The 24094-nt window shown below is 70.9% G+C and carries 32 protein-coding genes; 2 read left to right on the top strand and 30 right to left on the bottom strand.

Annotation, left to right across the window (positions count from 1 at the left end):
* Window positions 1-400 precede the first annotated feature (400 nt).
* The 29 genes from IF30_RS0101105 to IF30_RS0101250 form a co-directional block, all read right to left on the bottom strand.
* The gene (locus IF30_RS0101105; protein WP_158834655.1) at window positions 401-685 is read right to left on the bottom strand and encodes a hypothetical protein; all 285 of its coding nucleotides are present in this window, start codon (window positions 683-685) and stop codon (window positions 401-403) included.
* Between the two features lie 172 nt (window positions 686-857).
* Entirely contained in the window at window positions 858-1415 is a 558-nt protein-coding gene (locus tag IF30_RS0101110; RefSeq protein ID WP_030230582.1) for a hypothetical protein, read from the bottom strand.
* Between the two features lie 280 nt (window positions 1416-1695).
* Window positions 1696-2208, bottom strand: coding sequence for a hypothetical protein (locus IF30_RS0101115; RefSeq protein ID WP_030230584.1), 513 nt, complete (start codon window positions 2206-2208; stop codon window positions 1696-1698).
* A gap of 155 nt (window positions 2209-2363) precedes the next feature.
* Window positions 2364-2789 carry a hypothetical protein gene (locus tag IF30_RS0101120; RefSeq protein WP_030230586.1) on the bottom strand — a complete coding sequence of 142 codons (426 nt, stop codon included), beginning with the start codon at window positions 2787-2789 and terminating at the stop codon, window positions 2364-2366.
* Between the two features lie 80 nt (window positions 2790-2869).
* Entirely contained in the window at window positions 2870-3778 is a 909-nt protein-coding gene (locus IF30_RS0101125; RefSeq protein WP_158834658.1) for a hypothetical protein, read from the bottom strand.
* Window positions 3775-4578, bottom strand: a complete 804-nt coding sequence (locus IF30_RS0101130; RefSeq protein ID WP_107054284.1) for a DUF7221 family queuine tRNA-ribosyltransferase-like protein — start codon at window positions 4576-4578, stop codon at window positions 3775-3777. The genes IF30_RS0101125 and IF30_RS0101130 overlap by 4 nt, the downstream gene beginning before the upstream one ends.
* Window positions 4575-4961, bottom strand: coding sequence for a hypothetical protein (locus tag IF30_RS46260; protein ID WP_158834661.1), 387 nt, complete (start codon window positions 4959-4961; stop codon window positions 4575-4577). The genes IF30_RS0101130 and IF30_RS46260 overlap by 4 nt, the downstream gene beginning before the upstream one ends.
* On the bottom strand, window positions 4951-5934 hold the full coding sequence (locus tag IF30_RS0101140) for a DUF4007 family protein (protein ID WP_030230597.1): 984 nt from the start codon (window positions 5932-5934) through the stop codon (window positions 4951-4953). The genes IF30_RS46260 and IF30_RS0101140 overlap by 11 nt, the downstream gene beginning before the upstream one ends.
* A gap of 71 nt (window positions 5935-6005) precedes the next feature.
* Entirely contained in the window at window positions 6006-6899 is an 894-nt protein-coding gene (locus IF30_RS0101145; protein ID WP_030230600.1) for a hypothetical protein, read from the bottom strand.
* Between the two features lie 106 nt (window positions 6900-7005).
* Window positions 7006-7710 carry a hypothetical protein gene (locus IF30_RS0101150; RefSeq protein ID WP_158834663.1) on the bottom strand — a complete coding sequence of 235 codons (705 nt, stop codon included), beginning with the start codon at window positions 7708-7710 and terminating at the stop codon, window positions 7006-7008.
* A gap of 125 nt (window positions 7711-7835) precedes the next feature.
* On the bottom strand, window positions 7836-8066 hold the full coding sequence (locus tag IF30_RS47450; RefSeq protein WP_158834665.1) for a hypothetical protein: 231 nt from the start codon (window positions 8064-8066) through the stop codon (window positions 7836-7838).
* A gap of 331 nt (window positions 8067-8397) precedes the next feature.
* Window positions 8398-8841, bottom strand: a complete 444-nt coding sequence (locus IF30_RS0101160) for a hypothetical protein (protein ID WP_030230609.1) — start codon at window positions 8839-8841, stop codon at window positions 8398-8400.
* 50 nt (window positions 8842-8891) lie between these two features.
* Complete coding sequence (locus IF30_RS0101165) at window positions 8892-9293, bottom strand: hypothetical protein (RefSeq protein WP_030230613.1); 402 nt, start codon at window positions 9291-9293, stop codon at window positions 8892-8894.
* A gap of 134 nt (window positions 9294-9427) precedes the next feature.
* On the bottom strand, window positions 9428-9802 hold the full coding sequence (locus IF30_RS0101170) for a hypothetical protein (protein WP_030230615.1): 375 nt from the start codon (window positions 9800-9802) through the stop codon (window positions 9428-9430).
* On the bottom strand, window positions 9802-10383 hold the full coding sequence (locus tag IF30_RS0101175; protein ID WP_030230618.1) for a hypothetical protein: 582 nt from the start codon (window positions 10381-10383) through the stop codon (window positions 9802-9804). The genes IF30_RS0101170 and IF30_RS0101175 overlap by 1 nt, the downstream gene beginning before the upstream one ends.
* Window positions 10384-10464: 81 nt before the next feature.
* Window positions 10465-10737, bottom strand: coding sequence for a hypothetical protein (locus IF30_RS0101180; RefSeq protein WP_030230621.1), 273 nt, complete (start codon window positions 10735-10737; stop codon window positions 10465-10467).
* A gap of 90 nt (window positions 10738-10827) precedes the next feature.
* Window positions 10828-11241 carry a hypothetical protein gene (locus tag IF30_RS0101185; RefSeq protein WP_030230623.1) on the bottom strand — a complete coding sequence of 138 codons (414 nt, stop codon included), beginning with the start codon at window positions 11239-11241 and terminating at the stop codon, window positions 10828-10830.
* 211 nt (window positions 11242-11452) lie between these two features.
* Window positions 11453-11731, bottom strand: a complete 279-nt coding sequence (locus IF30_RS0101190; protein ID WP_030230626.1) for a DUF3263 domain-containing protein — start codon at window positions 11729-11731, stop codon at window positions 11453-11455.
* 59 nt (window positions 11732-11790) lie between these two features.
* Entirely contained in the window at window positions 11791-11943 is a 153-nt protein-coding gene (locus tag IF30_RS47455) for a hypothetical protein (protein WP_158834667.1), read from the bottom strand.
* Window positions 11944-12010: 67 nt separating this feature from the next.
* Window positions 12011-13336 carry an Eco57I restriction-modification methylase domain-containing protein gene (locus tag IF30_RS0101200; protein ID WP_051708977.1) on the bottom strand — a complete coding sequence of 442 codons (1326 nt, stop codon included), beginning with the start codon at window positions 13334-13336 and terminating at the stop codon, window positions 12011-12013.
* A 119-nt stretch (window positions 13337-13455) separates the two neighbouring features.
* Window positions 13456-14460 (bottom strand): hypothetical protein, encoded by a 1005-nt coding sequence (locus IF30_RS0101205; protein WP_030230632.1) that lies wholly within the window; start codon window positions 14458-14460, stop codon window positions 13456-13458.
* Window positions 14457-14744, bottom strand: a complete 288-nt coding sequence (locus IF30_RS0101210; RefSeq protein WP_030230634.1) for a hypothetical protein — start codon at window positions 14742-14744, stop codon at window positions 14457-14459. Before IF30_RS0101210 ends, IF30_RS0101205 begins: the two co-directional genes overlap by 4 nt.
* An 85-nt stretch (window positions 14745-14829) precedes the next feature.
* A complete protein-coding gene (locus tag IF30_RS0101215; protein ID WP_051708978.1) occupies window positions 14830-15309 on the bottom strand; it encodes a hypothetical protein in 480 nt (159 codons plus the stop codon).
* 55 nt (window positions 15310-15364) lie between these two features.
* Entirely contained in the window at window positions 15365-15958 is a 594-nt protein-coding gene (locus IF30_RS0101220; protein WP_051708979.1) for a hypothetical protein, read from the bottom strand.
* Between the two features lie 679 nt (window positions 15959-16637).
* Window positions 16638-17402 (bottom strand): hypothetical protein, encoded by a 765-nt coding sequence (locus IF30_RS0101225; protein WP_030230642.1) that lies wholly within the window; start codon window positions 17400-17402, stop codon window positions 16638-16640.
* A gap of 98 nt (window positions 17403-17500) precedes the next feature.
* Window positions 17501-18073 carry a hypothetical protein gene (locus tag IF30_RS43135; RefSeq protein WP_051708980.1) on the bottom strand — a complete coding sequence of 191 codons (573 nt, stop codon included), beginning with the start codon at window positions 18071-18073 and terminating at the stop codon, window positions 17501-17503.
* Window positions 18070-18792: a hypothetical protein gene (locus tag IF30_RS48970; RefSeq protein ID WP_234322538.1), complete on the bottom strand. Its 723-nt coding sequence runs from the start codon at window positions 18790-18792 to the stop codon at window positions 18070-18072. Before IF30_RS48970 ends, IF30_RS43135 begins: the two co-directional genes overlap by 4 nt.
* A gap of 191 nt (window positions 18793-18983) precedes the next feature.
* Window positions 18984-19592 (bottom strand): hypothetical protein, encoded by a 609-nt coding sequence (locus tag IF30_RS43140; protein ID WP_158834669.1) that lies wholly within the window; start codon window positions 19590-19592, stop codon window positions 18984-18986.
* Window positions 19589-19882: a hypothetical protein gene (locus tag IF30_RS0101250; protein ID WP_158834671.1), complete on the bottom strand. Its 294-nt coding sequence runs from the start codon at window positions 19880-19882 to the stop codon at window positions 19589-19591. Before IF30_RS0101250 ends, IF30_RS43140 begins: the two co-directional genes overlap by 4 nt.
* Before the next feature lie 365 nt (window positions 19883-20247).
* Here IF30_RS0101250 and IF30_RS40825 point away from each other — a divergent pair, with 365 nt between their 5' ends.
* Together IF30_RS40825 and IF30_RS0101260 are read left to right on the top strand one after the other, a co-directional pair.
* Entirely contained in the window at window positions 20248-21882 is a 1635-nt protein-coding gene (locus IF30_RS40825; RefSeq protein WP_234322539.1) for an ADP-ribosylglycohydrolase family protein, read from the top strand.
* 94 nt (window positions 21883-21976) lie between these two features.
* On the top strand, window positions 21977-23218 hold the full coding sequence (locus IF30_RS0101260; RefSeq protein ID WP_030230659.1) for an IS30 family transposase: 1242 nt from the start codon (window positions 21977-21979) through the stop codon (window positions 23216-23218).
* Between the two features lie 81 nt (window positions 23219-23299).
* On the opposite strand, the gene IF30_RS50110 is transcribed toward IF30_RS0101260, so the two are convergent.
* Window positions 23300-24064, bottom strand: coding sequence for a hypothetical protein (locus IF30_RS50110; protein WP_030230661.1), 765 nt, complete (start codon window positions 24062-24064; stop codon window positions 23300-23302).
* Between the last annotated feature and the right edge of the window lie 30 nt (window positions 24065-24094).

Raw genomic sequence — 24094 nt, forward strand, 5'->3', positions numbered from 1 at the left:
CTTGCCGGTGATGGCTGCTGTGACCGCTCCTCCGTCGGAGCGGTGCTGCCCGGCTCCACAGCGGGCGCGCGGTGGAGCCAGGAGCGGGGGCGGGGCCGCATCGAGCGGCACACTCAAACCATATGGCGATTCATAGAATTAAGCAATGTCGGTTTGATTGTCGAATCCTCCGCGCGCGTGCCCGGAGTGGGTGGCCGAGCCGCGGCGAACTGCCGCAGGTCTCCCGTGCCCGCGCGCAGCAGCCTCCCGGGCCGCCGGCCTGGCGCTGGCCGGCGGCGACGGAGACTGGCAGCGGGGCGCGCCGGAGGGCGTGGTGCAGCCACCGGCGACCGCTGGAGGGCCGCCAGCGACTCGTCGGTGATCCTGGGCCTCGTCAGGCGACCGGCCTGCGATCTGGCTTTCAACACTGGTTCCTGCCCGGCTGCTCAAGGACTTCGAGCGAGCGGAGGACCGTGACGTCGTGGTCGGCCAGCACCTGCGCGTACGCGCCGCTGTCGCGCACGTAGCGGTTGATCTCGGGATCGTCGATGGAATGGGCCGTCCAGCAGAGCATGTGGTTGCGGCCCGAGGTCCGCTCGTCGGAGCAGATCCTGCGTGCGTCCGCTTCACTCACCCGCCAGAGCACCCGCCGGTGGGTGGTGCGTGTGTTCCTGGAGGCGATGAAGACCACCACTTGTGCAGTCATGAGGAGTTCCGATCATGCGCGGACGCCCTGCGCGGCTCCGGCCGGCGCGGCGGTGCGGGAAGAGTGCTGGCGACCTTCGGCGCACCAGCCGGATGCCGGTGCGCCGGATGCCCGAAGTCAGCGGGCTCGCGTACGTCTGTTCCGCCCACGGGCGGACGGGCCTCCTCTGCGCCTACGGCGGGGGCGTGACCTCGAAGGCGCCGCTGGCGAGGTCAACGGTGAGGTTCGCGTTGAGCTTCGGCCGGTCGAAGCGGGAGTAGGCCCCAAGGAGGTCCCGGAACCGGCCCTCCAACGCGGTTGCCGAGTCGTCGTGCTGTTCCGGGCCCTCGTACTGCCATGCCTGACCATCCGCTCCCAGGAACCACACCGTTTCCTCGTCCCAGTACATGCCGTCCGGGGCGTCCGAGTAGGTCACGAACTCGACGCTGGTCACCCTGCTGCCGGCCTGGTCGGGGCAGCGGGCGCACATGGCCCGCAGCACCTGGAGCAGCTCCTGCTTGACCCGTTCGTGCGCCGCGTCACGCAGCCAACTGCCGAGCTCGTACAGCTCGTTTCGGCTCAACTGCGGCAGCAACGGCTCTAGCTGCTCCTTGGTGAGCATCGCCCGGGTGAGCGGGCTGCGCCACTCCGGTGCGGCGCTCGTCGGCCGGGCGGAAGCAGGGGGCCGGGGCCGGTTGAAGCAGTAGTGGCACTCCTTGCCGTCGCCGTTCTCGGCACGATTGTCATCCATGATCGTTTCCTGGCAGCGGGTGCAGCGCTGGGATCCCCCGCATGTGGTGCAGTCCTGGTTTCCATCGCAGTCCGCACATGTAGAGCATGTCCAGCACCCCTCGTTCCCGTCGCAGTCCGGGCAAAGCGCAGCGGCCGGTGCGGGATCGGGTTCACCTGCGGGAGACGGGGGCGCGGTGTCGCGGTGGACGTCGACTGCGATCTCCGTGATGGGGGTCATCGGTCTACCTCTCGGAGCGATGGCCGGGGCCGTGCGGGGTGCACGGCCCCAGGGCGTTGGTTCAGGCGGGCAGCGGCACGAAGAGGACGGGGCTCGGCGTCCCGTACGGCTGCTCGTCATCGCCGATCTCGATCAGGGCGTCTGCCACGAACGTCCGATCGAAGTCGGGGGCCTCGACCGCGAGGTGGGGGCCGTAGTGGAGCGTCGCGCCGTAGGTGTTCCACGCCGGCCCGTCGTCGTAGTCGTTGGTCACGATGAACGTGACCGCGCTCGGCAGCGGGCACTCCGGGCGGTCCGCAAAGAACTCGATCAGAGCGTCGCGGAGGTCCACGCGCAGCTCCTCCGGAACCTGGGGGTACACGTCGTGGGCGGGGCCCCGGGTTACGGGGAACGCGGCACGCAGCGCGGTGACGAGGTCCGGCGGAAGGACCTGGGAGGCCGTGGCGTCGAGATTCGGCGGAACGGCCTTGGATGTGGTGGTCAAGGCGCCGAAGGCGCGCTTCAGGTCATCTTCGGCAGCGCGGAGCACGGCGTCCTGGGCATGGCGCTCGGCGGCAGGCAGGGGCTTGGGCATCGTTGGGCTCCAAATCGGATGGGGCGCCTCGGCAGGCGCGCAGCGGCTGACCGTGCAGCGGGGCCGTGCTGGCGTCGCCGACCGTCCGGAGCACTGTCCGGCGGTCGGCGGAGGGGGCTACGAGTAGCGGCTGTTCCACATCTGACGGGTGCTGTTCACCGGGTCCGCTGTTGCGCGGCCCGAGCCCGCAGTTCGGCGATGAGCCGGTCACGCCCGGGCCACCAGGATGCGAAGAAGGCCTCGGTGTTGGACGTGAGCTGCGCCTTGAGCTGGTTGGTCAAGCTCTCCGTCCAGACTTGCGCCACGTCGGCGAGCCAGTCGATGGCGGGACCGGAGTTCGCCACCTCGCTCGCGTACCCCTCCTTGAGGAAGGCGGCATACACGCGCACCCGACGAGTGACCGGCAGTTGGTACGTGCGGCCGTTGTCCAGGGACACCTCGGTCGCCACGAAGGCGATCCGCTTGATCGCGGTGACCGTCCCTTCGGCGATGTAGTCCTGAACGGGGTGGTCTCCGTACACCTTGAAGCTCACGGGGTATCCCGGGGCGAGGGCGGACGCGGTGGCGGCTATGTAGGACATGGCAGCTCCTGGAAGCGAGAGGATCGGATCGGCGGAGCACCTTGTCCGCCGCGATCTCGAATATACGCACACTCATAGAGTTAAGCAACATCCTTCGGGTAGGGCTCCGCTTTCATCGCGATGACTGTGCGCGACCGCTCGGCCCGCGTGCGACCCACAGCCAGGACGTAACGGAAGTTGCCTGGGTGGCGTACCGAGCGGGCTCCGAGGTGCTCCAGGGCCCTCGGCAGCCACTGCGCCGGACTTTCGCCGGCCGTACGGGACGGCGCTCCGAGAGCGGTCAGCCGGCTTTCCACCCCTGCGGCCCCGGGCTCGGGCTCGCGGCCGGTCAGCTTGGCCCGGGACCGAGCCGTCAGGACGGTGCCGTCCGGCAGCAGCGTGAGCGTCCGCCGCGTTCCCCGCCCGGTGAACCGGAAGTTGCAGCTCTGGTACACGATGCCGAGATGCCCGTTGGAAATGATCATCTCGCCGCTCGGGGTGCGCCGTGACCTGGGCACCGGGTCGGAGAAGCTCACCACCCCCCGGATGCCGCGCTCGGCGGCCTTCTTCATAGCGGCCGCGATGAAGAAGCTCTCGCCGTTGGCGGCCACGTCGTCGGTGAGCGCCAGGCGCGAGATCTCCGCGCTCTCGTAGTACGGGGCCAAGTGGGGGAAGGCGCCGGTTAGGACGCGTTCGTTCATGGGGCAGCCCAGGACGAGAGCGCCGGCGAGGGCGGCGCCTTCGGGGCCGGGGCCCTCCTCGCCCTGCGGCGGCTCGTGGTCCCACAGGCCGTAGCGGTGGAGAGCCGAGGGCCAGCCGGCCAGGTAGTGGTGGTGCTCGATGAACGACCGGGCGAGCGCTTCGGGGATCTCGGTGACGCTGTACCGCTCGCGCCGGAAGCCGCCGTCGCTGACGTGCCGCCAGCTGGGCAGGCCGTACCGCCAGCGTTGGGTCCAGCCTCCGGGCCGGCCGGCGAGGATGCCGCGCATCTCCGCCGGGGTGGGCGTCACACCGCGCACGACGGTACCCCCGCGTCCTCCAGCCGCTCCATCAGGTGGTTCCTCCACCAGAGCGCGTACGACATGCAGTTGCTCTCCGTCTTGTGGGTCGGGCTGCAGCCGCGCTCCCTGCGGCCGGCCGAGCTCCAGGCCATCGAGTCGGCCGACGCCAGCGAGCGGGACAGCGTCAGGCCCTGAATCTTGAAGCCGAAGGCGTGCAGCGGCACGAGCGGCGCCCCTTCGCCGCCGAGGCGGGCGAGCTCGTCCAGGAGGAGGGAGGCGCGCCAGTGGTTCTGGCGCCGGCACATGCTGCCGACGCCCACCAGCGGCTCGGCCAGGAGGTCGATGCCGGCATCGGCATACATCTCGGCGCAGCGGAGGTAGTGGGGGCGCAGCCAGCCCTGCAGGACCGGGATGACGCGGGCCTTGATGCCCAGGGACCGTAGTTCAACGACGGAGTCGACGGTGCGCCTCATGTGCTCCTCGATGGTGAGGCCGGTCTTGGGCAACATCCAGGGCTCGCAGACCCAGTCCATGGGACTGCACCACTCGAGGTTGCCGATCTCGTCGTGGTAACGGTTGACGGCGGTTGCGTACTGCTGAGCGGTGGTCTTCCACCGGCCGTAGAGGTCGACCTCGCTGAACGCCCCGCTGTCCAGGGCCCAGGGGCCGGCGGCCCGGGGCAGGGACTTGCGGTTCATCAGCCGCCGGTTGGAGACGAACAGGGGAAAGTCGAGGTGTTCCATCCAGGCGGGCTGGTGGACGCCCAGGTGGAACCTGACAGGTGTCGGCGTAATGGCGGGGGCGGTCACGGTAGGAGCCGTTCGTTGGGTGTCGGATGCTCGGGCCAGGGCGCGAGCAGGGTCGGGTCTCCGGCTTCCTCGCGGGCCTGGTCCTCGGCCTCGGCAGCACGCACCCGGCCGGTGTGGAAACGGTCCGCTGCGTGCCCGCTCGGCCGGATGCACCGCTGCTCGGCCTTGACCGAACAGCGCGGACAGGGCAGGGAGCCGGGGCAGGTGGCGGTGTCCACCAGCCAGTCGCAGGTCGGGCAGGGGGCGCCGCTCACCGGCCGCCCGGCCCGGTCGACCAAGGCGCCGGCGGCGAGCAGCTGCTGGTACTCGAACCGGTAGACGGGGGCCGGGAGCGGCTGGCACACAACGGCGAAGGCACCCGGCCGGGAGGGGTCAGCAGTCACCGGGTCCCTCCGGACGACGGTAAGCGGCGGCCAGGACCTCGTCGGCCAGCTCCGCAGGGGGCGCCGAGTAGGCGAGCAGGGCCTCTCCCGCCGCGGACTCGACGACCGACAGTGCCGGGTGCCGGCGCGCGGCCCGCTCGAGGGCGCTGTGCAGCGATCGGGTGTCGATGAGCAGCACCCGGCCGGGGCTGCCGGGCTCGTTGGCCAGCCGCGAGACGGCGATGCTGCCGGGAGCCGACGCGCGGTGGCGAGCAGCGTGGTCGAGGCAGGCGTACGCCAGGACGGCGGCGGGAGCGAGCCGGCCGGCCCCCCGGTTCAAGCTGAGCACGTGACTGCGGTCGCCGCAGTGATGTTCCCCCGGGGCGGCGGTGGAGAGCAGGTCGAGGTCGCGGAACGGATTGGTGAGGACGTCCTCCAGGCCGGCGCGCGGCTGGTCGGCGGAAGCGACCTGCGGGACGTACATCGTCGCGATGCAGGCGATGTCGCGGCCGACGGTGTCGTCGGGCGGAGCCTTCCAGCCGGTCCGCTCCGCTGCTCTGCGGATGTGGGTGCGCAGCTCGGCCCGGGTGAACGTGGAGAGCCCGGCGCGCGCGAACAGGTAGTACCAGGCCGGTACAGAGCAGGGCGTGCCGCTGAGCAGCCACCAGTGCAGCAGCCACAGACTCGCCGGGTCCTCCAGGTACGGGTCGGCGCCGGCTTCGTCGAGCAGCCAGCGGCCGCGGGCGGTCGGCGTCACCGCTCCGCCTCCTGCGGCATCCTCCTCGACGAGGCCGAAGGCGCCGGCCCAGAACCGCATGCTCGCCACCATGCTGGAGCCGACGCCGAGGACGACGGGCGCGTCGGGGTGGCGGAAGACCAGGGGGTCGTCCTGAACGGCGGTGTGGACCTTCAAGAGCCACCCCTGCCTCGGAGGGTAGGTCCGGTGGCGACCGAACGCCGGAGCGCAGTCGGCCAGCGGCGGGTGATCCGTCATCGGGATGGTGTTCTCCTTGTCGTGGACGGGTGTCCTGCCGCTCGGCGGCAGGACACCCGGGCGGTCGGAAATCAGGCCGGGACCTCGGAGCGGGCGAACTCCCTGGGGCCGGAGGGCCAGACGGCGCTCACCTGCTGGCGGTGCAGGAGCTCCGTCAGGTCCTTGTCGGGAGGCGAGGGGAGCAGCAGAGCCCGGCGCGGCTCCGCGTCGAAGTAGCGGGCCAGGTCGTGCAGTTCCCCGACGGCTTCCCGCACGACGGAGCGGGCGGCTGTCGCGCGGGCCACCACGAGCTCGTTGCGGGTGAGGTCGTACAGGTCGACGTGGAGTTCGGCGAAGGCTCCGGCCACCTTGATCCGGAAACTGGACAGGTCGGCCTGGTGCGCCCACCGGGCATAGCTCTCGTAGTTCCGCAGCAGCCTGCCTGCAGCCTCCTTGGCCGGGCTGGGATTGGTGGTCCTCATGATCGTCCCCGGGCCGATCGGTCGCACGGCGTTCAGTTCCGCGATGGGGTCGACGGTGCTCAGGCCCCTCGGGGCGCCGTTCAGCGGCAGCAGCCGGAAGACGATGGCCCGCCTGACCTCCTGGGGCCGCCGCGCGTCGAAGGGACCATCGGCATAGACGACCGGCAGCTCCGGGTCCAGCCGGTACTGGCCCAGGTACTGGGCCGGTCGTCCGTGGAGCTGGAGGAACACGCGCAGCGCCCGGCCGTCCTGCTCGTGTTCGATGACGGAGCGGTTCCCCTGCGAGAGCGTCTGGTCCGTACCGTCGAGACCGCCCTCCCCGCCGAAGTGCAGATGAGCGCCGGTCCAACCGTCGAAGGAACTGGCCTCGGCGTCCGGTGTGATGAACAGGTGGACGTTCGGGCTCTGCTTCGACGGACTGATGCGGGAGTGGATGCGGCCGCCGAAGCGGGCGTGGATGTCGGCGCGGTCGATGTGCTGGCCGGGGATGAGGTCCCAGGACACGGGTGTCTCTCCTTGTAACGGGCAGTGCTGGAGTGGGAGTTCGGTGGAGCGGCGCCGCCGGGCTGTCCGCCCGGCGGCGGTGCGGGGTCTCCGGCGGGGCGGAAGGTCAGCGGCGGCAGTCGACACCGACGACCAGGAAGTCGGCGGGCAGGGCGTCGATGTAGGCGTTTGCGTGGTCGTAGTACGCGGTGCTGCCCGTCTCGGCGGCGTCGTCCGAGTTCAGCCAGGCGGGGTCGGTGGTCCAGGTGTCGTCGAGCTCCCGGAGGCTGTTGCCGGGCACCGCCCGGCGGCGGGCCCGGGCGATGAACCCTGCGCGGTCCAGGCTGATCAGAGCAGCCTCCTCGTCCCGCTGCCGGGCGCCCGGCTTGCCCTTGATCTCGGCCAGCGCCTTGAGCTGGGGCTGATCGCGGAAGGCGAGGAGCGCCCGGAAGGAGTCGCTGCCCCAGTGTTCCGCGAACGCCGCCCATGGCTTGGCGGGGGGCATCCCCTCGGTGGCGCGCGACCAGGCGTCGTAGAGGTCGGCGGCCTCGGCCGCGCGGCGGTCCCGCAGAGCTGCGAGGTCGAGGAGGCTGAGGACGCCGCCCGCACACCGGTCGGGTTGTCCGGACGCGGACCGTACGAGGCGCGGATCGTCGGCGGGTGCTCCGGAGATCAGCGGGAAGTGGCTGGTGTACCGGCCTTGGGTGATTTGGTAGCTGTCGAAGTGGCCACCTCGGACCTTGTTGAGAGCGCGCCGCAGTCGCGTGTCGAGGGTGTAGGCGGTTTCGGCGGCGTGCGCGGGCAGGCACACAAGGGTGTGTCGTGAAGCCATCGGGGTTCCGTTCGCAGAGCGGGAGCAAGGAGTGCCGGGCCGGGAGCAGGCCCCAAGGGCGAGCTCTACTGGTGCGGCGAAGGAGTGCTCAAATAATAGCCATTCTCATAGACTTAAGCAACATGTCACCGACGTCGGCTCCGAGGGATGTCGAAGGGGCGGCCGATGTGCCAGTGCGGCTTTCGCCCGCTGTACTGGCACTCATAGGCGACCTTGGGGTGCCGCCACGGATAGTCGCGCGCCAGCCGATCGACGACATCCTGCGCCGACTCCGGGGACGGATACTGCCGTTTGTCGAGGCAGGCGCGCCTGCGAGTTGCGGACGCCTTGGTGCGCCGCAGTGCGGACTTGCCCATCAGGTGCCACCCTCCGGCGCGGCCCCCTGCGGCTGGCCCCCGCTCGGGGAGGGGTCAGCCGACCCCGGTTCCTCAACCCGAGGCGCGGGGGTCAACGACAGCCGGGCCGCCGCCGATCGGAGATCCCGGTTGGCCACGATGAAGAAGCGCTGCGGGGGGCCGATGCTGATCCGGCGGGCCTGCGCCCGCGGCGTTCCACCAGGCTTCGTGTCGTCCATGATTCTCTTCCGTGTTCGTCGCGTGCGGGGACCTGCGGCTCGTGGCCGGCAGGTCCCGGCCTGGGCGGGTTGCGGGGCCAGGGGCGGGCCCCGCCCCTGGGGTGAGGGCGGAACTATGCGTAGTAGCTCGCCATGATCCACTCCGGCTTGGCGGTGCGGGCGCGCAGTTCCAGAACGGACAGGGCCCGCGCCAGGACCGCGTCGTACTGGGAGGCGGCGCCCATTGCTGAGGGATCGAGGACGAGCGGCTTGCCGTCGGGTTCCTTGACGACCGCGGCGAGGATGTGGCCGTCGTCGTCCCATCCGATCGAGTAGGTCCGCAGCCGCAGCCCACTCAGGCCGGAGGCCGCCAGCCGCTCCTCCGCCGCCCCGGCGAAGTGGTCGGAGTGGTTCTCCTCGCGCATCGCCTCCGTAGCCCACGACACCTGCGGCATCAGCCATGAAGAACCGTCGGCGCTGCACCAGGTCAGGTCGCCGGCCAGTCCCACCCAGCCGTCGGCTGGCCCTCCCAGGCGATACCCGTACATCAGGGCTTCGTGATTCTCGATGGCGCCCATGGCGTCCTCCGTGTTCGTGGGTTGGTTGGTCTGAGCTGAGCGGCGGGGCATCACGGGCGCGTCAGCGCCTTGTAGATGCCCTCCGCCTCCTCGCGGAAGTACTGGCACGCCTCGACGTACATCTCCTGCCGGGCGTTGGACACGTGGGTCCCCATGCCACCCGTAACCCCGATGTCGGCGGTCCTCTCCGCGTTGGCGATCGCGTCCTGGAAGACCAGCGAGGCGTTCCTGAGCGCGCACTGACCGACGACGCTGGACCACATCTCAATGAGCCGCTGGCGCAGCTCCAGGCCCTTGAACAGGCTGGATGCGTTGATGACCCCCGGGTCCATGCCCTTGAACCGGTCCCAGTGCTCGGCCAGCTTCTTCTTCTGGTCCTCCAGTGCGCGCTGCGCCCGGCCGGAGAGGCGGTCGTGGATCTGGGCGGATCGCTTGCTGTCGGTGGAGGTCATTGTGGTCTCCCGGGGAGGGTGTTGGGGTGGGCGCGACGCTTAGGGGCGGCCGGCCCGGCGAGCGGGCCGCCGCGATGCCTTAACTCTATCCATTGTCATAGAGTTAAGCAACATCTGTGTGTGATGCGTCTTCCTCAGCTCGTCGGTGGCCGCTGGCGCACCCATTTCTGGGCCGCCGGGTGCCAGCGGGCCCGCGAGAAGACCCGGTTGAGGTCCGGCATGTATTCGGGCCCGTAGTCCAGGGCGTCGGACCTGGGTGCAACTGGCACCCAGCCCTCGCCGGGGCGGAGCGCGGCGAACCAGCCGAAGTCCACCGCGGCTTCCTCGCCGGGTACAAGTCCGGTCCATACGCCGCCGCCGGTGTGGCCGTGCCGACCGGGGCAGATGGCCTGCGGGAAGCCGGTCTGGGGGCAGTGCGTCTCCAGGCAGCCGGCCGAGTGCCCCTCGCCGACCTGCACCCCGCAGCCGATGCACGGTTCACCGCGGGAGAGAGTGAGCTCGGTCGCCATCAGCGTTCCCCGGCCGACAGAGCCTGGGGCCCGAGGCGGAGTTCGAGAAGACGCAGCGCCTGATCCCGCTTGCCGTCGACGTACGCGCGTTGGCCGGGAGTGAACGAGGACCTGGTCGCCAGCTCGTAGTCGGACGGGTCCGCCCAGAGCGGGACGACCACCGAGGCGATCTCCCGAGCCGCCTCGACCCAGTCCGCGGCAGCGTCCTGCGGGATGTTGAACAGCGGGGCGAGAGGGCTTGCCGGATACGGGTCCCTGTCCAGCGGCGCCGGGGTCCGGGCCAGGTCGGCGGCCAGCGGGCGGAGGTGCTCGGCCGGGCAGGTTCCGTCGACGCGCTCCTGCGCGACTTCCGTCTCGCGCTCGCGGAGGGGGCGAATCTGGTCCTCCGACAGCTTGAACTGGTTGTGCACGGCCAGGCAGCCGAGCTCGTCCGAGTCGAACCGCTGGACGACCTCACCGCCTCGCCACTCGTACCCGGCGCCGAGCACCACCAGGACCTGGTGGAGGGCCTGCGTCCGGGTGGGGTACGAACAGGGGAACGTGCGGATGAGCTCGGCCAGAGTTAGGTCGACGCTCGCCATGGAGACACCTCTTGACGTTGGGGGATCAGGCTCCGGGGGCGCAGCTCATGCCGCGCCCCGTCGGTCGGATGGCGGTTGCTGCTATGCGGCGGCGGTGCGGAACTCGACGCATGCCGGGAAGTCCGGCTTGATGTCCGGCCCTCGCCGACGCTGGGCCTTGATGGCGCACTTCATCCGCGCCTTGCCGTCGCCGGCGACCCGTTCCACCAAGAAGGTGCACGTCCCGCAGCGGGAGGCTGGGGTGATGGTGCCGGGCTCCAGCAGCGGCTTGAGGGTGGCCGGGTGGATGCCGCGATCCAGGTTGATGCGTATCGCTCCGCGACCGACGACCGCCGGCGGAATGGTCAGGCTCATGTGGCTGCGCTCCTTCGAAAGGTACTGGTGGGGATGGGAGATGGGCGGGCTTGGCCCGAACCTGGCCGGTACGGCCAGAGCAGAGCCGGGTCAGCGGAGCTTGACGTGCGTGGTGTAGTGGCGGCCGACGTAGCCGCGGGTGAAGCGGGCCCCGCAGCGCCAGGCGTCGGTGAGCAGCATGTCGAGGGTGCGCTTGGCGTCGTCGGCATGTGGCCCGACGTAAGGCCGGGCGGCGCGCTTGGGCAGCCGAGCGAGCGGCCAACCGCCGATGCGGTGCGTCGGGTAGAGCGCACGGCCGGAGCGGTAGGGGCCGCCGTGTCGGCGGCCGTCGGCCGTGTAGACCTCGCCGATGTACGCCTGGCCCTGGTGGGCGTGGACGGTGACGTAGGTCGCCTCGGGGTAGAGGGCGGCCGGAATCCCGGTGACGGCGTCCGTGAGCTGCTGCGCCACGGGGATGAGGACAGCGCGGGCAGCGTCGAGGGTGCTCACGGCGTCGGTGCTCATGGGTCGGCCTTCCTCGGGTGTGCTGTCGTCGGCTCGGGTTCGGATCGCCGGTCGACTCGCGGAGCAGCGCTCCGCGATGCCCTAACCATAACGTAAATCATAGACTTAAGCAACGTGCCGGGGTGTCCGCCTGGCGATGCGGGGCGGCTGCGACCGGGAGGCTTCCCCGCCCGAGCCGCCCCGCAGGACGTCGGTCGCCGGCTTGACGGTGCTACTGCCGCGCGACCCGCCGACGCTCCCGCACGGCTCGGAGGCGATTGATCATCACGGGGTGGCGGGCGAGAGCTGCCTCGCTGTCCAGTAGGCCGTTGAGCAGCTGGTAATAGCGCGTCGGTGAGATGCCGAGCTCCTCCCGGATCGCGGCTTCCTTTGGTCCCGGGGCGGCGGGAGCCAGTCTGGGCCAGTGTCCGTGCTCGAAGTCCAGGAGGGCGGCGTCGCGCCCGCTGAGGGTAAGTCGGGCGACGGGGGCGCGCTCCGCTCCGCCCGCCATGTCGCCGCTTGGGCCGCTCGGCGGCGGTGCGGGAGGTTGGATGGCTCCAGGGGGCGTGCTCAATGGTTGCTCAGCCACTCGCCGAGGCCGACAGCCACCACGATGGCCACCCACATCGGTGCGGTCTGGTCGTAGATGAACAGCCCCGCGGCGGCCATCCATGCGAGATAGCGGAGCGCGTCCAGCGCGATGTTCGTGGTGCTCTTGCTCAAGAGATCACTCCATGGGGAAGGTGGGCCACTGCGGCGCACGGCTGAAACACTAAGCGAAATCGTAGAATTAAGCAATCACGTGAATGGATTCACCTCCCCTGCGGTGCGCCTCGGCCTCGACCCCCCGGCGCAGGCGGTCGAGTGCCAGCCGTTGGTGGACCGCCTCCTCGATCGCTCTCCACACCAGGCCCTGGGACGGGTCCTCCGGCACCCCGGGCTCGCCACGGTTGCCGCGGATGGCGATCACGGTGTCCCCCTGCGGCGGCTGTGCCCTGTGGACCATGATCAGCGTGGGCGTCCCATGGCCGGGGATGTACGCCCCCGATGTGTCGATCACCCAGGTCAGGTCCAGGCGGGAGAGGTACTGCTCGATGTACTTTTTGCCGAACTCGCGCTTCATGAAGGAGTTGGCCGTGAGCTGCGCGATCGTTCCGGCCGGCCGGGCCAGCTTGGTCATCAGGGCGGTGAAGGGCAGCGCGAGGCTGTACTTGCCGCTGCACACCTGCGGGTAGGCGCGGCGGATCTGCTCGCGCACCTGGGGGTCGCGGACCGTGATGTAGGGCGGGTTGCCCACCACCGCGTGGTAGAGGCCCGGCTGGAGCAGCGGCGCGTCGGTGTCGAGCAGTGCGTCGGCTGCGGCGACCTGCACGGGCCAGCCGGCGGGCACGGCCGTGATGGGGCCGCCCAGGATGCCGGCGGTCGTCGCGAGGAGCCGGTACCGCGTCAGGGCAGCCGCGTAGGGGTCGAGGTCGACGCCGTGCACGGCCTGGAGGGCACGCTCCAGGGAGCGCTCGACCGTGGCCCCGGCGTATGGGGCCCGCCCCCGCGGCCGGTAGGCCCGGACACGGTGGAGGGCGCACACCAGGATGTGCCCGGTCCCGCAGGCGGGGTCGATCATCCGGACGCGGTCCGCGCCGACGTCGTCGAGCGCCGGCTCGAGAGAGAGATCGAGCAGCAGTTCCGCGACCCAGGGAGGGGTCTGGCAGAGCGCTCTCGACTTCCGGGCGTCGGCCGACAACGCCTGGTAGGCGTCTCCCAAGCGGTACCCGTCGATGCGGTGGCCGTCGTCGCCGATCGGCGCGCCGCTCCACAGCCGGGCGATCAGCTCCCAGCCGGCCGGGCTGATCGGGTTCTCCCAGAGGGGGACGACCTGCGGGTCGGCGAGCGGTTCGAGCGCCGGGTGAGAGCTGGCCAGCGCGCCAAGGACGCGCCTGGTGTGATCGGGGCCGGCACTGCCCTGGCGCAGCGAGGCGACGAGGCCGTGCGCGGTGGCGTGCTCGACCAGGGCGACCGCGTGGGCCCAGGAGACGGCGGCCTTGGCGCCGACCTCGCCGGTGAGATCGGCGATCAGGCGCTCGCAGGCCCGGGGGGAGAGTGCTGCGGCAGAAGACACGGAGTTCCTTTCACTCGGAGGCGGTCTCCGCGCCAGATGCCGCGGAGACCGCCTCCGAGCCGTTCAAGTCGACGTTGGGGGCGCGCCGTTCGCACGGCAGGTTCAGAGATGAGGGCTTCTCACGATCCGGCTGCTCGGGCGCTGATCGTGCTGAGCCGGGCGGCACGGCGGGTGTCGAGACCTCGGTCCTTGGGGCCGTTGACGTGTGCCTTGACCCGGACCTTGATCTTGGGACAGGTCCCTCCTGCTTCGATGATGGCCTTGTGGTCGCGGGGGTTCGGGCAGCGCCAGCTCCATCGGGCGTCGACGCTCCAACGCAGCGTCTCGTCGGCCCACCTGCGGTCGTTCTCGGCCGGTACGTGCTCGCCGGTGTAGCGGGTCGCGGCCTCGCGGATCACTCGGACCGGCCGGAACTTGACGCGGAGCTTGGGGCCCTTGCCGGTCTTCCGCATCAGGGTCTGTTCGTCGTGCTCGAACGCGGGCCGCAGCGACCAGAACGCGAGGAGGAGGCCGACCAGGATGGACGCCGGTGCCGCGCCCCAGTGAGGGTGGTGTCCGTAGCTCTGGATCTTCGTGCTGACCGAGGGGACGGCCAGGACCATGGCGTTGGGCGTGTAGGGGCTGCGGGCCCAGTGGGAGGGCAGCAGAGGCGGGGGGAGGGCCTCGTACAGGTCGGGTGTGCTGGTGAGCGCGGTCACGGACAGCTGGAGCTGGTCCCCGCTGCCTTCGGATTCCCAGGCCAGGCCGTGGATGGGGAGCTCGGAGGCGGCGGTGATCGGGATGGGGAAGTGCACGACGCCGACCGGCGCGGGGGCCTCGTCGGTGCTCTCCAGGAGGTAGCCGTCGGGGCTGGTGACCAGCTCGTGGTCGGCCACGGCCGCGGTGAGGGACGGCGAGGCGACCCACACCTGGGCCTGATCGAGGTTCTTGGACATCTGGAGCACCCGCTCCCGGTGGAGCTCGACGGCCCGCCGGTCGTCCCCGAAGTCCTCGCTGGTCCGGCTCAGGTGCATGGCCTGGATGAAGTCCAGGGCCACGGGCAGGCCCCGGACGGGCTTGCCGAAAAAGTCGGCGAGGTCGGCGCGCATCTGCTCGGCGGCTTCGGCGCTGCGCTCGATGCTCACGAGCTCACCTCCTCGGAGAGGATCAGCTCGCCGATCCGGGCGGGGTCGAGACCGTGAGCCTCGAACAAGCTGACGAACAGGGAGATGACCAGGTCCGCGGCGGACTGTTCGCGCAGCGGGAGCGCGTGGCTGCAGTTCGCGCAGTGAAGCTGGACCTCGTCGGTTTGGATGTCGGTGATCTCCATGCGCGCTGCGCTGGGGCTGTCGGCGTCGACGATGTTGATCCATGCCGTGGCGGCGATGGAGGGAGCGGTGTCGCCGCACTTCGGGCAAGGGCCGAACATGATCAGTACCTCCTGGAGGTGGCTGGTGCGTGGGGCGGGGGTCGGCGCCCGGCCCGGCGGTGGCCGGGCGCCATGTGCGGATGGGTCAGCGGGCGGGCTGCTTCGGAAGCTCGGCGACCTGCTGCCCGAGGCCGGTGCGGAACGGGTAGTGGACTGCGCCGGAGACGCCGGTGTCGCCGTCGGTCGGCTTGGGGTTCCCGTTCACGTCGCGGTACTCGGCGAGTCCGAGGTCGACGAGGGAGCTTGCCGTCTGCCAGGTCACGTTCGGCGCCAGACGGCCGCTCGGTTCGACGTAGCGGGTCAGGGCGTACAGCTGCGGCGTGCTCAGGACAGCTCTGCGGCCCTCCACTGTGATGAGGACCGGTCCCGCGCTCTCGGCGAGCGCGTCCTTGACCGAGAGCCGGTAGCCGTCGCGGTCCGGGCGGTAGGCGTATCCGTCGGTCAGCAGCGCGTGGAGGATCTTCTTGCTGATCTTGTCGGGCAGCCGGCCGTTCGGGTCGGCGCACGCGGTCTTGAGGTGCTTGACAGCCCTCGGCGTCGGGGGTTCGGGGGAGGTCGTGGTCATGGGAGGCGTCTCCGGGGTCTCGGGGCGGGCGGGCTGGATGGGGCTGGGTCGGCTGCTACAGGCCCAGGGCGCTGATCAGGGCCCGGAGCCGGTCCAGTTCGGGCCGGGGGTTTCGCCGGATGGGCCGGATGCGGAGGACCGGCACCGCCAGGTCCACCCCGAGCAGCACGTTCGGCCGGTCCGGGGCCGCCTTGATCCGGTAGTGGGCGGCGTCGATCATCCAGGCGTCGAAGTCGTCGGCGGGACGGCCGGAGCGCGCGGAGTGCCCCTGGTCGGGTACAGCCTCCAGGCAGGGGCAGCCGGGGTCGTCGCACGGGCGTCCCGCCGGGTGCTTGGCCAGCGAGGAACTTGTGCGATACGTCGCGGCGGTCCCGTTGAGCATGGGGCACCGCAGCTTGCTGTAGGCCAGGCACTCCGGATGGAGTGCGGGTTCGGGCGCGAAGCCGACCCGGACGTCCATCGGCCGGACAGCCAGGCAGAAGCGCTCCTCCAGCCGTTCTCCGCAGACCTGGCACAGCCGCTCGGTCAGTGCTCGCTGGGCCCTGACGGCGTCGATGGTGCCGAAGGCGGAGTGCCCGCCGTGCTGGTAGGAGATCCAGGGGACCACGAGGCCGCCCACGCGCTGCCGGGAGCGGCACCGGGTGGGCACCGACGGCCCCGCGGACTGAACCGGCCGCCCGCCCGAGGCCGGGCACGGCGGGGAGGCAGGGTGTTGCGAGGAGGCTGCGGGGAGGGTGCTGGGCATGAGGATTCCTTCACGCTGGCGCGGGGCTGGGGCTGCCGATCAGCGGCGGCGCCGCCAAGCCGTGCACGGCACCGGGCTCGACGGCCACCGGGCGAGCGTCCGTGGACGGATCGGCGACACAACAGACACATTACCGTTAGTCGTAGACTTAAGCAACGTCTGGCTTGTGCTTCTTCGCCACCAGTGGCGCACGGGCTGGCTGTCGGAGTGCTGATGGCGCTCCAGCGAGGGCGAAGCGGCCCTGGCTCCATCCCCGGGAGATGCCAGGGGGGCGGCCGGTTCGGCGCACGGCAGTCCGCCCACCCCGCCTCCTGCCGTGCGCGGTGGCGTGGGAGCCCGTGGCGCCCAGGGTCGTCTCCGCCTGCCCGGATCCCTGAACTGGCCACCCACCCGCGGGCCTTCGGTTGCACACCGGCGTGCTCACGATCTGCGCGCTGCGGCGGCGGGAGGCGTACCGCGCAGGGCGCCGCGGTCGACCGCCTACGAGTTCGACGCCGCGGCGCGGCCCGGGGGCGAGGCCGGCTGCTGCCGGGCGGATTGCCGCGCTGCCGAATTGGCGCTGCGGGGGCCGTGTCGAGGGTTGTCAGGCGGCGATGCGGAGGGTGCCGTCGCCCGCCAGGGTCACCGTGTAGCCGCGATCGGCGAGAAGCGCCGTGCACAGGAGCCGCACCCCTCCTTCGGTCCAGAGGTTCGGGCCGCCCGCTACGTGCGATTCCCACCACGACACGGTCACCGTCGTGTCGCTGCCGTCGACCACGACCCCAACCGCCTGCGGATCGCTCCAGTCGACCATCCGGACATGCTGGGCGAGTAGGTCGCGGATGGCGGTGGTGCGGCGCACCGTCGCCTCCTTCCGCTCGCGGGCTGCGCCCCTCAGTTGGTGGGCGACCTCCGGGCTGACGGGCCGGAAGACCGTGCTGCCGGAGCCCACGGAGGTGATCACGATCGCCCCCGTGGGTCCGGCGGCGACGCGGGAGCTGCCGACGGCGGTGGCGAGCTTGAGGAGCTCCGCGCGGCGGGAGACTTGCGCCGTGCCGCCGCTGGCGCCCTGGCCGACCGTCAGCCAGAGGTAGTGGTCGTGTCGGACGGCCTCCAGTGCATGGCGGGCATCCGAGAGTCTGCGCCCGAGCTCGGCGGCGCCCGGACCCAGGCCCGTCACGTACGCGTCCAGGCGGCGCAGCGCCTCGACATCGACGTCGAACGAGCCCCGGGCCTGCTCGGCCTCCTTCTGCATCGAGCGGCGGATCCGGTCGATGGTCTCGCCGAGGTACGGGGCGGAGAAGGGGGCGCTGCGCAGGAGGCTGAGGAGGCTGTTCGCGTCGGTTTCGGACATGACGGGGCTCGGCATGGCGTACTCCAGGGGTGGACGGCGAGCGCGGGGGCGACCGGCGGGGCACGCGCCGCCGCCAACGTCATGACAATAGATGGAATCATAGCGTTAAGAAATCACTGGCTGAGGAGGTGCCGTGCGTCGACCAGCTGCCCCGCGCGGATCTCCTCCAGGCCGGTCCAGCGAGCACACCGCGCCATGACCTCCTCCGATCCGTCGGGCAGCGCCAGCCGGATCGCCTCATGAGCGAAGGTGCGAGCCAGGTACATGCGCTGCGGCCTCTCCTGCGCCACCAGAGGTGACGACGGCCGGGTGGCACGGTCCTTGCGGTAGCGCGCGTTCGGATTCAGCAGGAACGGGCAGCCGGCCACGGGGTGGGTGGCGGCAAAGACCGCGCACGGTACGCACATCGGTGGATCCATCGCGAGGTGGTGCTCGACCACCTGCGGCCCTCCGATCACCGCCCGGACCAGCGGCAGCGGCTGCCCGCACAGGCCGCACAGGTGCTCGATGATCGCCTTGGCCCGCCGGGGTCCGTCGAGCTCGGTGAAGTCCGGCGTCCCGCCGGCCCCCAGTGCGGTGACGAAGCTGATCGGATAGCCGCGCGCGTCTTTCGGCCGGGCGGCGATCGGGTCCGGCAGTTGAGCCGCGAGGCGGCGCTCGATCGCGGAGCCGGAGTCGGCGCTCACGCTTCCTCCCCGCGGTGGGCTGCGGTGAAGGCGGTCCACGCGTCGTGTTCATCGCCGGTGAAGATGAGCGCCGGACCCTGCGCGGAAAGGCCGAAGCAGGTGCCGCACCTGGGCGGGACGGAGCCGCTGGGGTCGTCGGTCACTCGCTCGGACAGCCATCGTCCGCAGACGGAGAGGGCGCCGTCGGCGTCGAACGCCCCGACGGCCAGGTGCAGCTCCCCGCCGTCCGAGCTCAGCCCCGGCGTGACCGGGACGAGAGCGGCCGCGGGAGCCGGGGGCGGCGCATCGCCGCCTGCGGCATCACGCGCTTCCTCGGAGTGGACCTGCAGAGCGCTGCCCAGGAGCCGCAGCGTGTCGTCAACGTGCCACAGGCCGAGGTGCAACAGGGCGCTGGCTGCCACCCGGATACGGAGCTCGACTTCGTCAGGCGCGGGGTGCGGCGTGAACCGCTCGCGTTCGGCGAGGAGGAGTAGCAGCAGCCGGCCTCCTCCCTGTCCCTGGACGCGGGCGTCCAGGAGGTGGGCGAGGCTGGTGAGGCCGTCCCGGGCGGCGGCCGCGACGGCGGGAGAGCTGCCGAGATCGTCCCGGTTCAACAGCCCGCTGTCCAGGAGGGCGGACTGCACGGCGTCGGCGCGGCGCGCGTCGTCCCGGGGCAAGGGGGCGGCCAGGGCGTTGATCAGGCGTTGGGCGTCCGCGCGGGAGTCGGCGGGGGTTCGCATCGTTCGGTACTTCCTCTCGATCGGGGCGGCTGCGGACCTTCAGGGGCCGGGCCGCCAGACAGTGCCGCGGTAGGCGTGGCCGGGGTAGCCGGCCCGCGTCTTCGCCAGGTGGCCCTCGTACGTACGGGCCCCGCACTTGCACGTCATGGCTCTCTCGTCATCGGGGGCGCCTGCGCTCGTTCGGTGGCGGGCTACAGCGTGGGGGCGTGACCGGCCAGCCACTCCTTGGCGGCGATCCGGTGGGCGCCCTCGGGGAAGGCCAGGTAGAAGTCCAGCGGCCCCCTGCGGCGGGCGGCGGAGTCCCCGTACGGGAACAGGTCGTAGATGAGGGTGTACTCGGCGGAGACCCCGGTCATGCGGCGCTCGCGGAGGCTGTAGGTGCGGGCGATCGTCAGCTCGACGTCCTCGGCCGCCGCCAGCGTCGGACAGACCATCAGCGCGTACGCCGCACACCGGGGATGGACCGGGGGCTCGATGTAGAAGGTTGCGTTCGGGCCGCCGATGAACACCAGGCGACTCGTCGCCTTGATCGCTCTTCCGCAGATCCCGCAGAGGCGCTGCGACATCAACTCCCTCTGGCGGGGCGGGCACTGGTCGCCGAAGGCGGCCGTTCCACGACCGGGCTCGCACGGGCACACCACGTGCTCGCCCAGTTCGGCGCTGGACCTGACGGCCAGCTGCCCACCGCTGGTGGCGGGCTCGTGCCAGGGCGTGTTTCTGGGGACCGGGCGCCCGGCGGTGTTGCGCGGGAGCCGCGCGATGTTCGGCGGCATGGGGATGGATCGCCAGTGGGCGGTCAAGGTCGTTCCTCCGTCGAGGGGCTGGGCGACTCCGGGTGCGCGATGCCGCGCCCCGCGCCCACGGGGTCTGTGATGACGCTCGCGCTCAGGGCGAGCACCACGGAGTCCACGACCTCTGCTGCGAGTTCGGCCTTCGCCTCGCTGCGGGCGATGCTGTGGTCGGTGTCTCCGTAGTCGGGCTTCGGGGCCGGCGTGTACCAGGCGACGGTGTCAACGGCCGCCTGGACAGCGGCCGCGAGCTGGTCGCGGTCTGCCTCGCGGACGAGCCGGGCCAGGTCAGGGACGAGCATGACGTACTCCGGGTGATCTTGGTGCGGCACGGCTCCGGCCGGACGCCGGGGGAGAACGCCCCGGGAGTAGCCGACCTGCCGGTCGCGGATCTGCAAGCCGCAGCCCGCTCCGCTGAGTTACAGGGGCATCCGGGAGCTCTTCGCCGTTCCGGACGTTCTCGACCATACGTAGACTCATAGATTTACGCAACTTCGCCAATGCCCTTGACGTGCACTATGACGCTATGACAACTTGTCAATGCATCGCAGCGGGCAGCTCGCGGCCCGCCCGGCCGCTTCCCGCGCCGCGCCCCTTTCCTTCCCCGGCTCCGCCCAAGTGCGGTCGCCGCCCCAGGCCCCAGCGGCCCCGCAGAAAGAGACCCCCCATGCCTTCCTCCTCCGCATCCCCCCGCCCCTACGCCGACCTCGGACCGTGGCCCGCAGCCACCGACCTCGCGCCGCGCCTGGACGAGAAGGCCATGGACCGCGCCGCCGGCGTCATCCTGGGCGCGGCGGCAGGCGATGCGCTCGGCGTCCCGTACGAGTTCAAGCCCAGCATGAGCGACAGCCAGTTCCCGGAGATGAAGGGCGGCGGCCCCTTCAACTTCGCCCCCGGTGAGTACAGCGACGACACCCAGATGCACGTGTGCATCGCCGAGGTCGCCGCGACCGGCGCCGATCTGCGTACCCCCGAAGCACTGGACGCGATCGCCACGAACTTCCTCCGCTGGTACGGCGGCGGACCGGCCGACGTGGGCAACCAGACGCGCAGTGTCCTGAGCGCCACGGCGCGCGGCAAGGGGAGTTCACCCTCCGAGGTGATGCTGACCGTCTCCCGCCGGTACGCGGCCGCCAACCCGAATAGCAGCGCCGGGAACGGCTCGCTGATGAGGACCGGTGCCGTCGCGCTCGCCTACCTGGACGACGTGACGGCCATGGCCGAGGCCGCGAGGCTGGTCAGCGAGCTGACGCACGCCGACCCCGACTGCGCCGAGGCGTGCATCCTGTGGTGCTCCGGCATCAGGACCGCCGTCCTGACCGGGACGTTCGAGGGTGTCCGTGAGGGCCTTGACCTTCTGCCCGAGGAGCGCCGCGCCGTCTGGGCGGCCCGGCTCGACACGGCCGAGGCCCACCCGCCGCGCCACTTCCGGCGCAACGGCTGGGTGGTCGAAGCCCTCCAGGCCGCATGGTCCGCCATCACCCGCACCCCGGTCCCCGAGGACCTGCCCGAACAGGGCGTCTTCGCCGCTCAGCACTTCCAGCTCGCGCTGGAGGCCGCCGTACGGACCGGGAACGACACCGACACCGTCGCCGCCATCGCCGGTGCTCTGCTCGGCGCGCGCTGGGGCTGCTCGGCCATCCCGCTGGCCTGGCAGCGAAAGGTCCACGGCTGGCCCGCCAACACCAGCGCCGACCTTGTCCGTCTCGCTGTGCTGACGGCCCGCGCCGGGCAGAGCGACCGCGACGGCTGGCCTTCCGCGCCCCGGGTCACCACCCCGCTCTCCTCGGGCAAGGCATTCTCCGTGCGGCACCCCCGCGACCCCGGGCTCTTCCTGGGCAACCTGGCCCTGACCGAGTACACCGGTCCCGCGCCGGTCGACGCGGTCGTCTCCCTGTGCCGTGTCGGCTCCGACCCGATCCTGACCGGGGCCGATGTCGAGCACTCCCGGGTCTGGCTGGTCGACAAGTCCGGCGCGAACTCGCATCTACACTTCACCCTCGACCAGGCCGCGCGAGAGGTCCTGCGACTCCGGCAGGAGGGCAAGCGGGTCCTGCTCCACTGCGTGGCCGGACGCAGCCGCACCCCCGCGATCGCGGCCCTGTACAGCCACCTCGCCGACGGGGTGCCGCCCCTGGAAGGGCTGCGGGAGGTCAACCGGGCACTCGGCAGCTACTGGACGCTGCCGAACCACCCCGAGATGCTCGACGCGGTCTTCCAGCTGGCCGGTGAGGAGCCCCAGCGGGCCGCCTTCCCTCCGGCTCGGCGGTCGCGGTGGCGCGAGCTGATCCACCGTCGCTGAAACGCAGTGCGGCTGAGCTGCTGAAACGGTGTGTGGGCCCCCAGGGATTCTTGAGTTCTAGCGGTCGTTGCAACACCCCAGTTCAGGGGATGCGATGGCCATCGACTATGGCAAGCAACGCAAGCGCAAGGGGCACGCTCCGCAAGCTGAGAAGCGCGAGGAATACTTCCGGCTTGTGGATCAAGGGACATCATTCGCGGAAGCCAGCCGGGTCGTCGGCATCAACGTGCGGACTGGGAAGCGTTGGCGCAACGGCCGTGCTGCTTCCAAGAATCGGAGGGCGACGCCACCCCTACGGGCGGTGGCGTCGCCCCCTGCCGCGCGGTCCCGGTACCTGTGCGAGGCCGAGCGTATTCACATAGCTGATCGGCTTCGGGAGAAGGCCACGGTCCGTGCCATCGCTGCTGAGCTGGGCCGCAGTCCGTCCACGGTCAGCCGCGAGATCCGTCGCAATGGCGTGCCACTCTGCGGAGACGCCTCGCGCTGGGCCTATCGCCCACACGCCGCTCAAACACGTGCCGACGCCCGCAGGCCCCGTCCCAAGCCGGGAAAGATCGGCCAGAACCCCGCACTGCGAGAGTTCATCCAGGACCACCTCACCAGGAAGTGGAGCCCGGAACAGATCGGGCAGGCACTGCGTAAACGCTTCCCCGACCAGGCGGAGATGCACGTGGTGCACGAGACGATCTACCAGGCCCTCTATGTCCAAGGCCGTGGGGAACTGCGTCGGGAACTGACCCGGGCCCTCCGTACCGGCCGGGCCGTGCGCAAGCCTCGCCGACAGGCTGAAGCCCGCACACCCCGCCGCTTCTCACACCCGATGGTGATGATCAGCGAACGCCCCGCCGAAGCCTCAGACAGGGCTGTCCCTGGCCACTGGGAGGGCGACTTGATCGTCGGCCGGGAGAACCGCTCCGCCATCGCCACCCTGGTTGAACGCAGCACCCGTTACCTGATGCTCGTCCACCTGCCTGATGACCACAGCGCGTCAGCCGTTCGTGACGCCCTCACCGAAACCATCAAGACCCTGCCACCTCATCTGACACGTTCACTCACCTGGGACCAGGGCTCGGAGATGGCTGCCCACCACTCCTTCACCATCGCCACCGATGTCCCGGTCTACTTCTGCAACCCGGCCAGCCCCTGGCAGCGCGGCTCTAACGAGAACACCAACGGCCTGCTGAGGCAGTACTTCCCCAAGGGCACCGACCTCTCGCGCCACAGCCGTGACTACCTCAACAGCGTCGCCGCAGAACTCAACAGTCGACCACGCAAAACGCTCAACTGGGAAACCCCAGCTGAGCGTCTCGCTAAGCTCCTACCGACAGCCAGTTGATCAACTGTGTTGCAACGATCCCTGGAATTCGCCATTCCCTGGGGGCCCACACCCCGTTTCCATGACCCGCCGCCCAGCCGGTCAGCTCTTCTTCCGGGTCGTGCGCCGCGTCCGGCCGGCACGCACCCGTCCCTGCCCCCTGCGGGAGTACACGTGTCTGGTGATCGTCTCCAGGTACCACATGTCCTCGAACACCTCGGGCCGCTTCCGGTCCCCCGGGGTCCGGTCCGGTGGCTCCAGGTGGCCTTGCCGCTTGTAGTTCTGCGCCGTCGTACGGGGCAGCGGCTCGCCCCGGGTCGCGTTGCCGAGGATCATTCCGTAGCCGCTGATGTCGTAGAGGTCCTTCGGGTTGCCCTCCGGAGGCGGGATGACAACCTTGGGCCCGTCGCCCTTGAACTCCGCCCAGACGTGTGACCGGTGCTCTTCGACCCAGGTGTCGACCTCGTGGGAGCGCCACCGGCCGGGTTCCGCCTCGTCCGGGAAGCCCTCGACCTTGGTCCAGGTGTCCACCGTCGTCTCGGAGACCTTGTACCGCAGCGCCAGGCCGGACTTCCCCAGCAGTTCGTCCTCTGCGGTGGCCTCCTCCGCCCCGGCCGCGCCGGCGGCCTCCGCCTGCGCGGTCGCAGGGGCTTCCACCGCGGAGGCAACGGCACGGCCAGGCCAGGACTGCGGCCGGCTGACCTTGACCCAGGCGTCGACCTGCTCCGCGTCCCACTGCCCGTCAGCGCCAGGGGCGGGAAAGTTCAGCAACCTCACCCAGGCGTCGACCGTCCGCTCGCCCTCCCCGTAGGTCTCCCCGATCCCCGCGCGGGTCAGCCGCGCAGCAGGGGGCTTGCTGGTGCTCACTACTTCACCGTCCTGTCGTGCCGGTTGCCG

This window comes from Streptomyces sp. NRRL S-350, assembly GCF_000719705.1.
In the GTDB taxonomy this organism is placed as follows: domain Bacteria; phylum Actinomycetota; class Actinomycetes; order Streptomycetales; family Streptomycetaceae; genus Kitasatospora.

What these genes read in the sequence shown, in the direction of transcription:
- IF30_RS0101260 (WP_030230659.1), top strand. Translation starts at nt 21,977, where the DNA reads ATGGCCATCGACTATGGCAAGCAACGCAAGCGCAAGGGGCACGCTCCG.
- IF30_RS48970 (WP_234322538.1), bottom strand. Translation starts at nt 18,792, where the DNA reads ATGCGAACCCCCGCCGACTCCCGCGCGGACGCCCAACGCCTGATCAAC.
- IF30_RS0101170 (WP_030230615.1), bottom strand. Translation starts at nt 9,802, where the DNA reads ATGGCGACCGAGCTCACTCTCTCCCGCGGTGAACCGTGCATCGGCTGC.
- IF30_RS0101250 (WP_158834671.1), bottom strand. Translation starts at nt 19,882, where the DNA reads ATGCTCGTCCCTGACCTGGCCCGGCTCGTCCGCGAGGCAGACCGCGAC.
- IF30_RS0101215 (WP_051708978.1), bottom strand. Translation starts at nt 15,309, where the DNA reads ATGACCACGACCTCCCCCGAACCCCCGACGCCGAGGGCTGTCAAGCAC.
- IF30_RS0101165 (WP_030230613.1), bottom strand. Translation starts at nt 9,293, where the DNA reads ATGACCTCCACCGACAGCAAGCGATCCGCCCAGATCCACGACCGCCTC.
- IF30_RS0101180 (WP_030230621.1), bottom strand. Translation starts at nt 10,737, where the DNA reads ATGAGCCTGACCATTCCGCCGGCGGTCGTCGGTCGCGGAGCGATACGC.
- IF30_RS0101120 (WP_030230586.1), bottom strand. Translation starts at nt 2,789, where the DNA reads ATGTCCTACATAGCCGCCACCGCGTCCGCCCTCGCCCCGGGATACCCC.
- IF30_RS40825 (WP_234322539.1), top strand. Translation starts at nt 20,248, where the DNA reads ATGCCTTCCTCCTCCGCATCCCCCCGCCCCTACGCCGACCTCGGACCG.
- IF30_RS47450 (WP_158834665.1), bottom strand. Translation starts at nt 8,066, where the DNA reads ATGGGCAAGTCCGCACTGCGGCGCACCAAGGCGTCCGCAACTCGCAGG.
- IF30_RS0101225 (WP_030230642.1), bottom strand. Translation starts at nt 17,402, where the DNA reads ATGCCGAGCCCCGTCATGTCCGAAACCGACGCGAACAGCCTCCTCAGC.
- IF30_RS0101140 (WP_030230597.1), bottom strand. Translation starts at nt 5,934, where the DNA reads ATGACGGATCACCCGCCGCTGGCCGACTGCGCTCCGGCGTTCGGTCGC.
- IF30_RS0101175 (WP_030230618.1), bottom strand. Translation starts at nt 10,383, where the DNA reads ATGGCGAGCGTCGACCTAACTCTGGCCGAGCTCATCCGCACGTTCCCC.
- IF30_RS0101185 (WP_030230623.1), bottom strand. Translation starts at nt 11,241, where the DNA reads ATGAGCACCGACGCCGTGAGCACCCTCGACGCTGCCCGCGCTGTCCTC.
- IF30_RS0101210 (WP_030230634.1), bottom strand. Translation starts at nt 14,744, where the DNA reads ATGTTCGGCCCTTGCCCGAAGTGCGGCGACACCGCTCCCTCCATCGCC.
- IF30_RS0101190 (WP_030230626.1), bottom strand. Translation starts at nt 11,731, where the DNA reads ATGGCGGGCGGAGCGGAGCGCGCCCCCGTCGCCCGACTTACCCTCAGC.
- IF30_RS0101105 (WP_158834655.1), bottom strand. Translation starts at nt 685, where the DNA reads ATGACTGCACAAGTGGTGGTCTTCATCGCCTCCAGGAACACACGCACC.
- IF30_RS0101150 (WP_158834663.1), bottom strand. Translation starts at nt 7,710, where the DNA reads ATGGCTTCACGACACACCCTTGTGTGCCTGCCCGCGCACGCCGCCGAA.
- IF30_RS0101115 (WP_030230584.1), bottom strand. Translation starts at nt 2,208, where the DNA reads ATGCCCAAGCCCCTGCCTGCCGCCGAGCGCCATGCCCAGGACGCCGTG.
- IF30_RS0101160 (WP_030230609.1), bottom strand. Translation starts at nt 8,841, where the DNA reads ATGGGCGCCATCGAGAATCACGAAGCCCTGATGTACGGGTATCGCCTG.
- IF30_RS0101110 (WP_030230582.1), bottom strand. Translation starts at nt 1,415, where the DNA reads ATGGATGACAATCGTGCCGAGAACGGCGACGGCAAGGAGTGCCACTAC.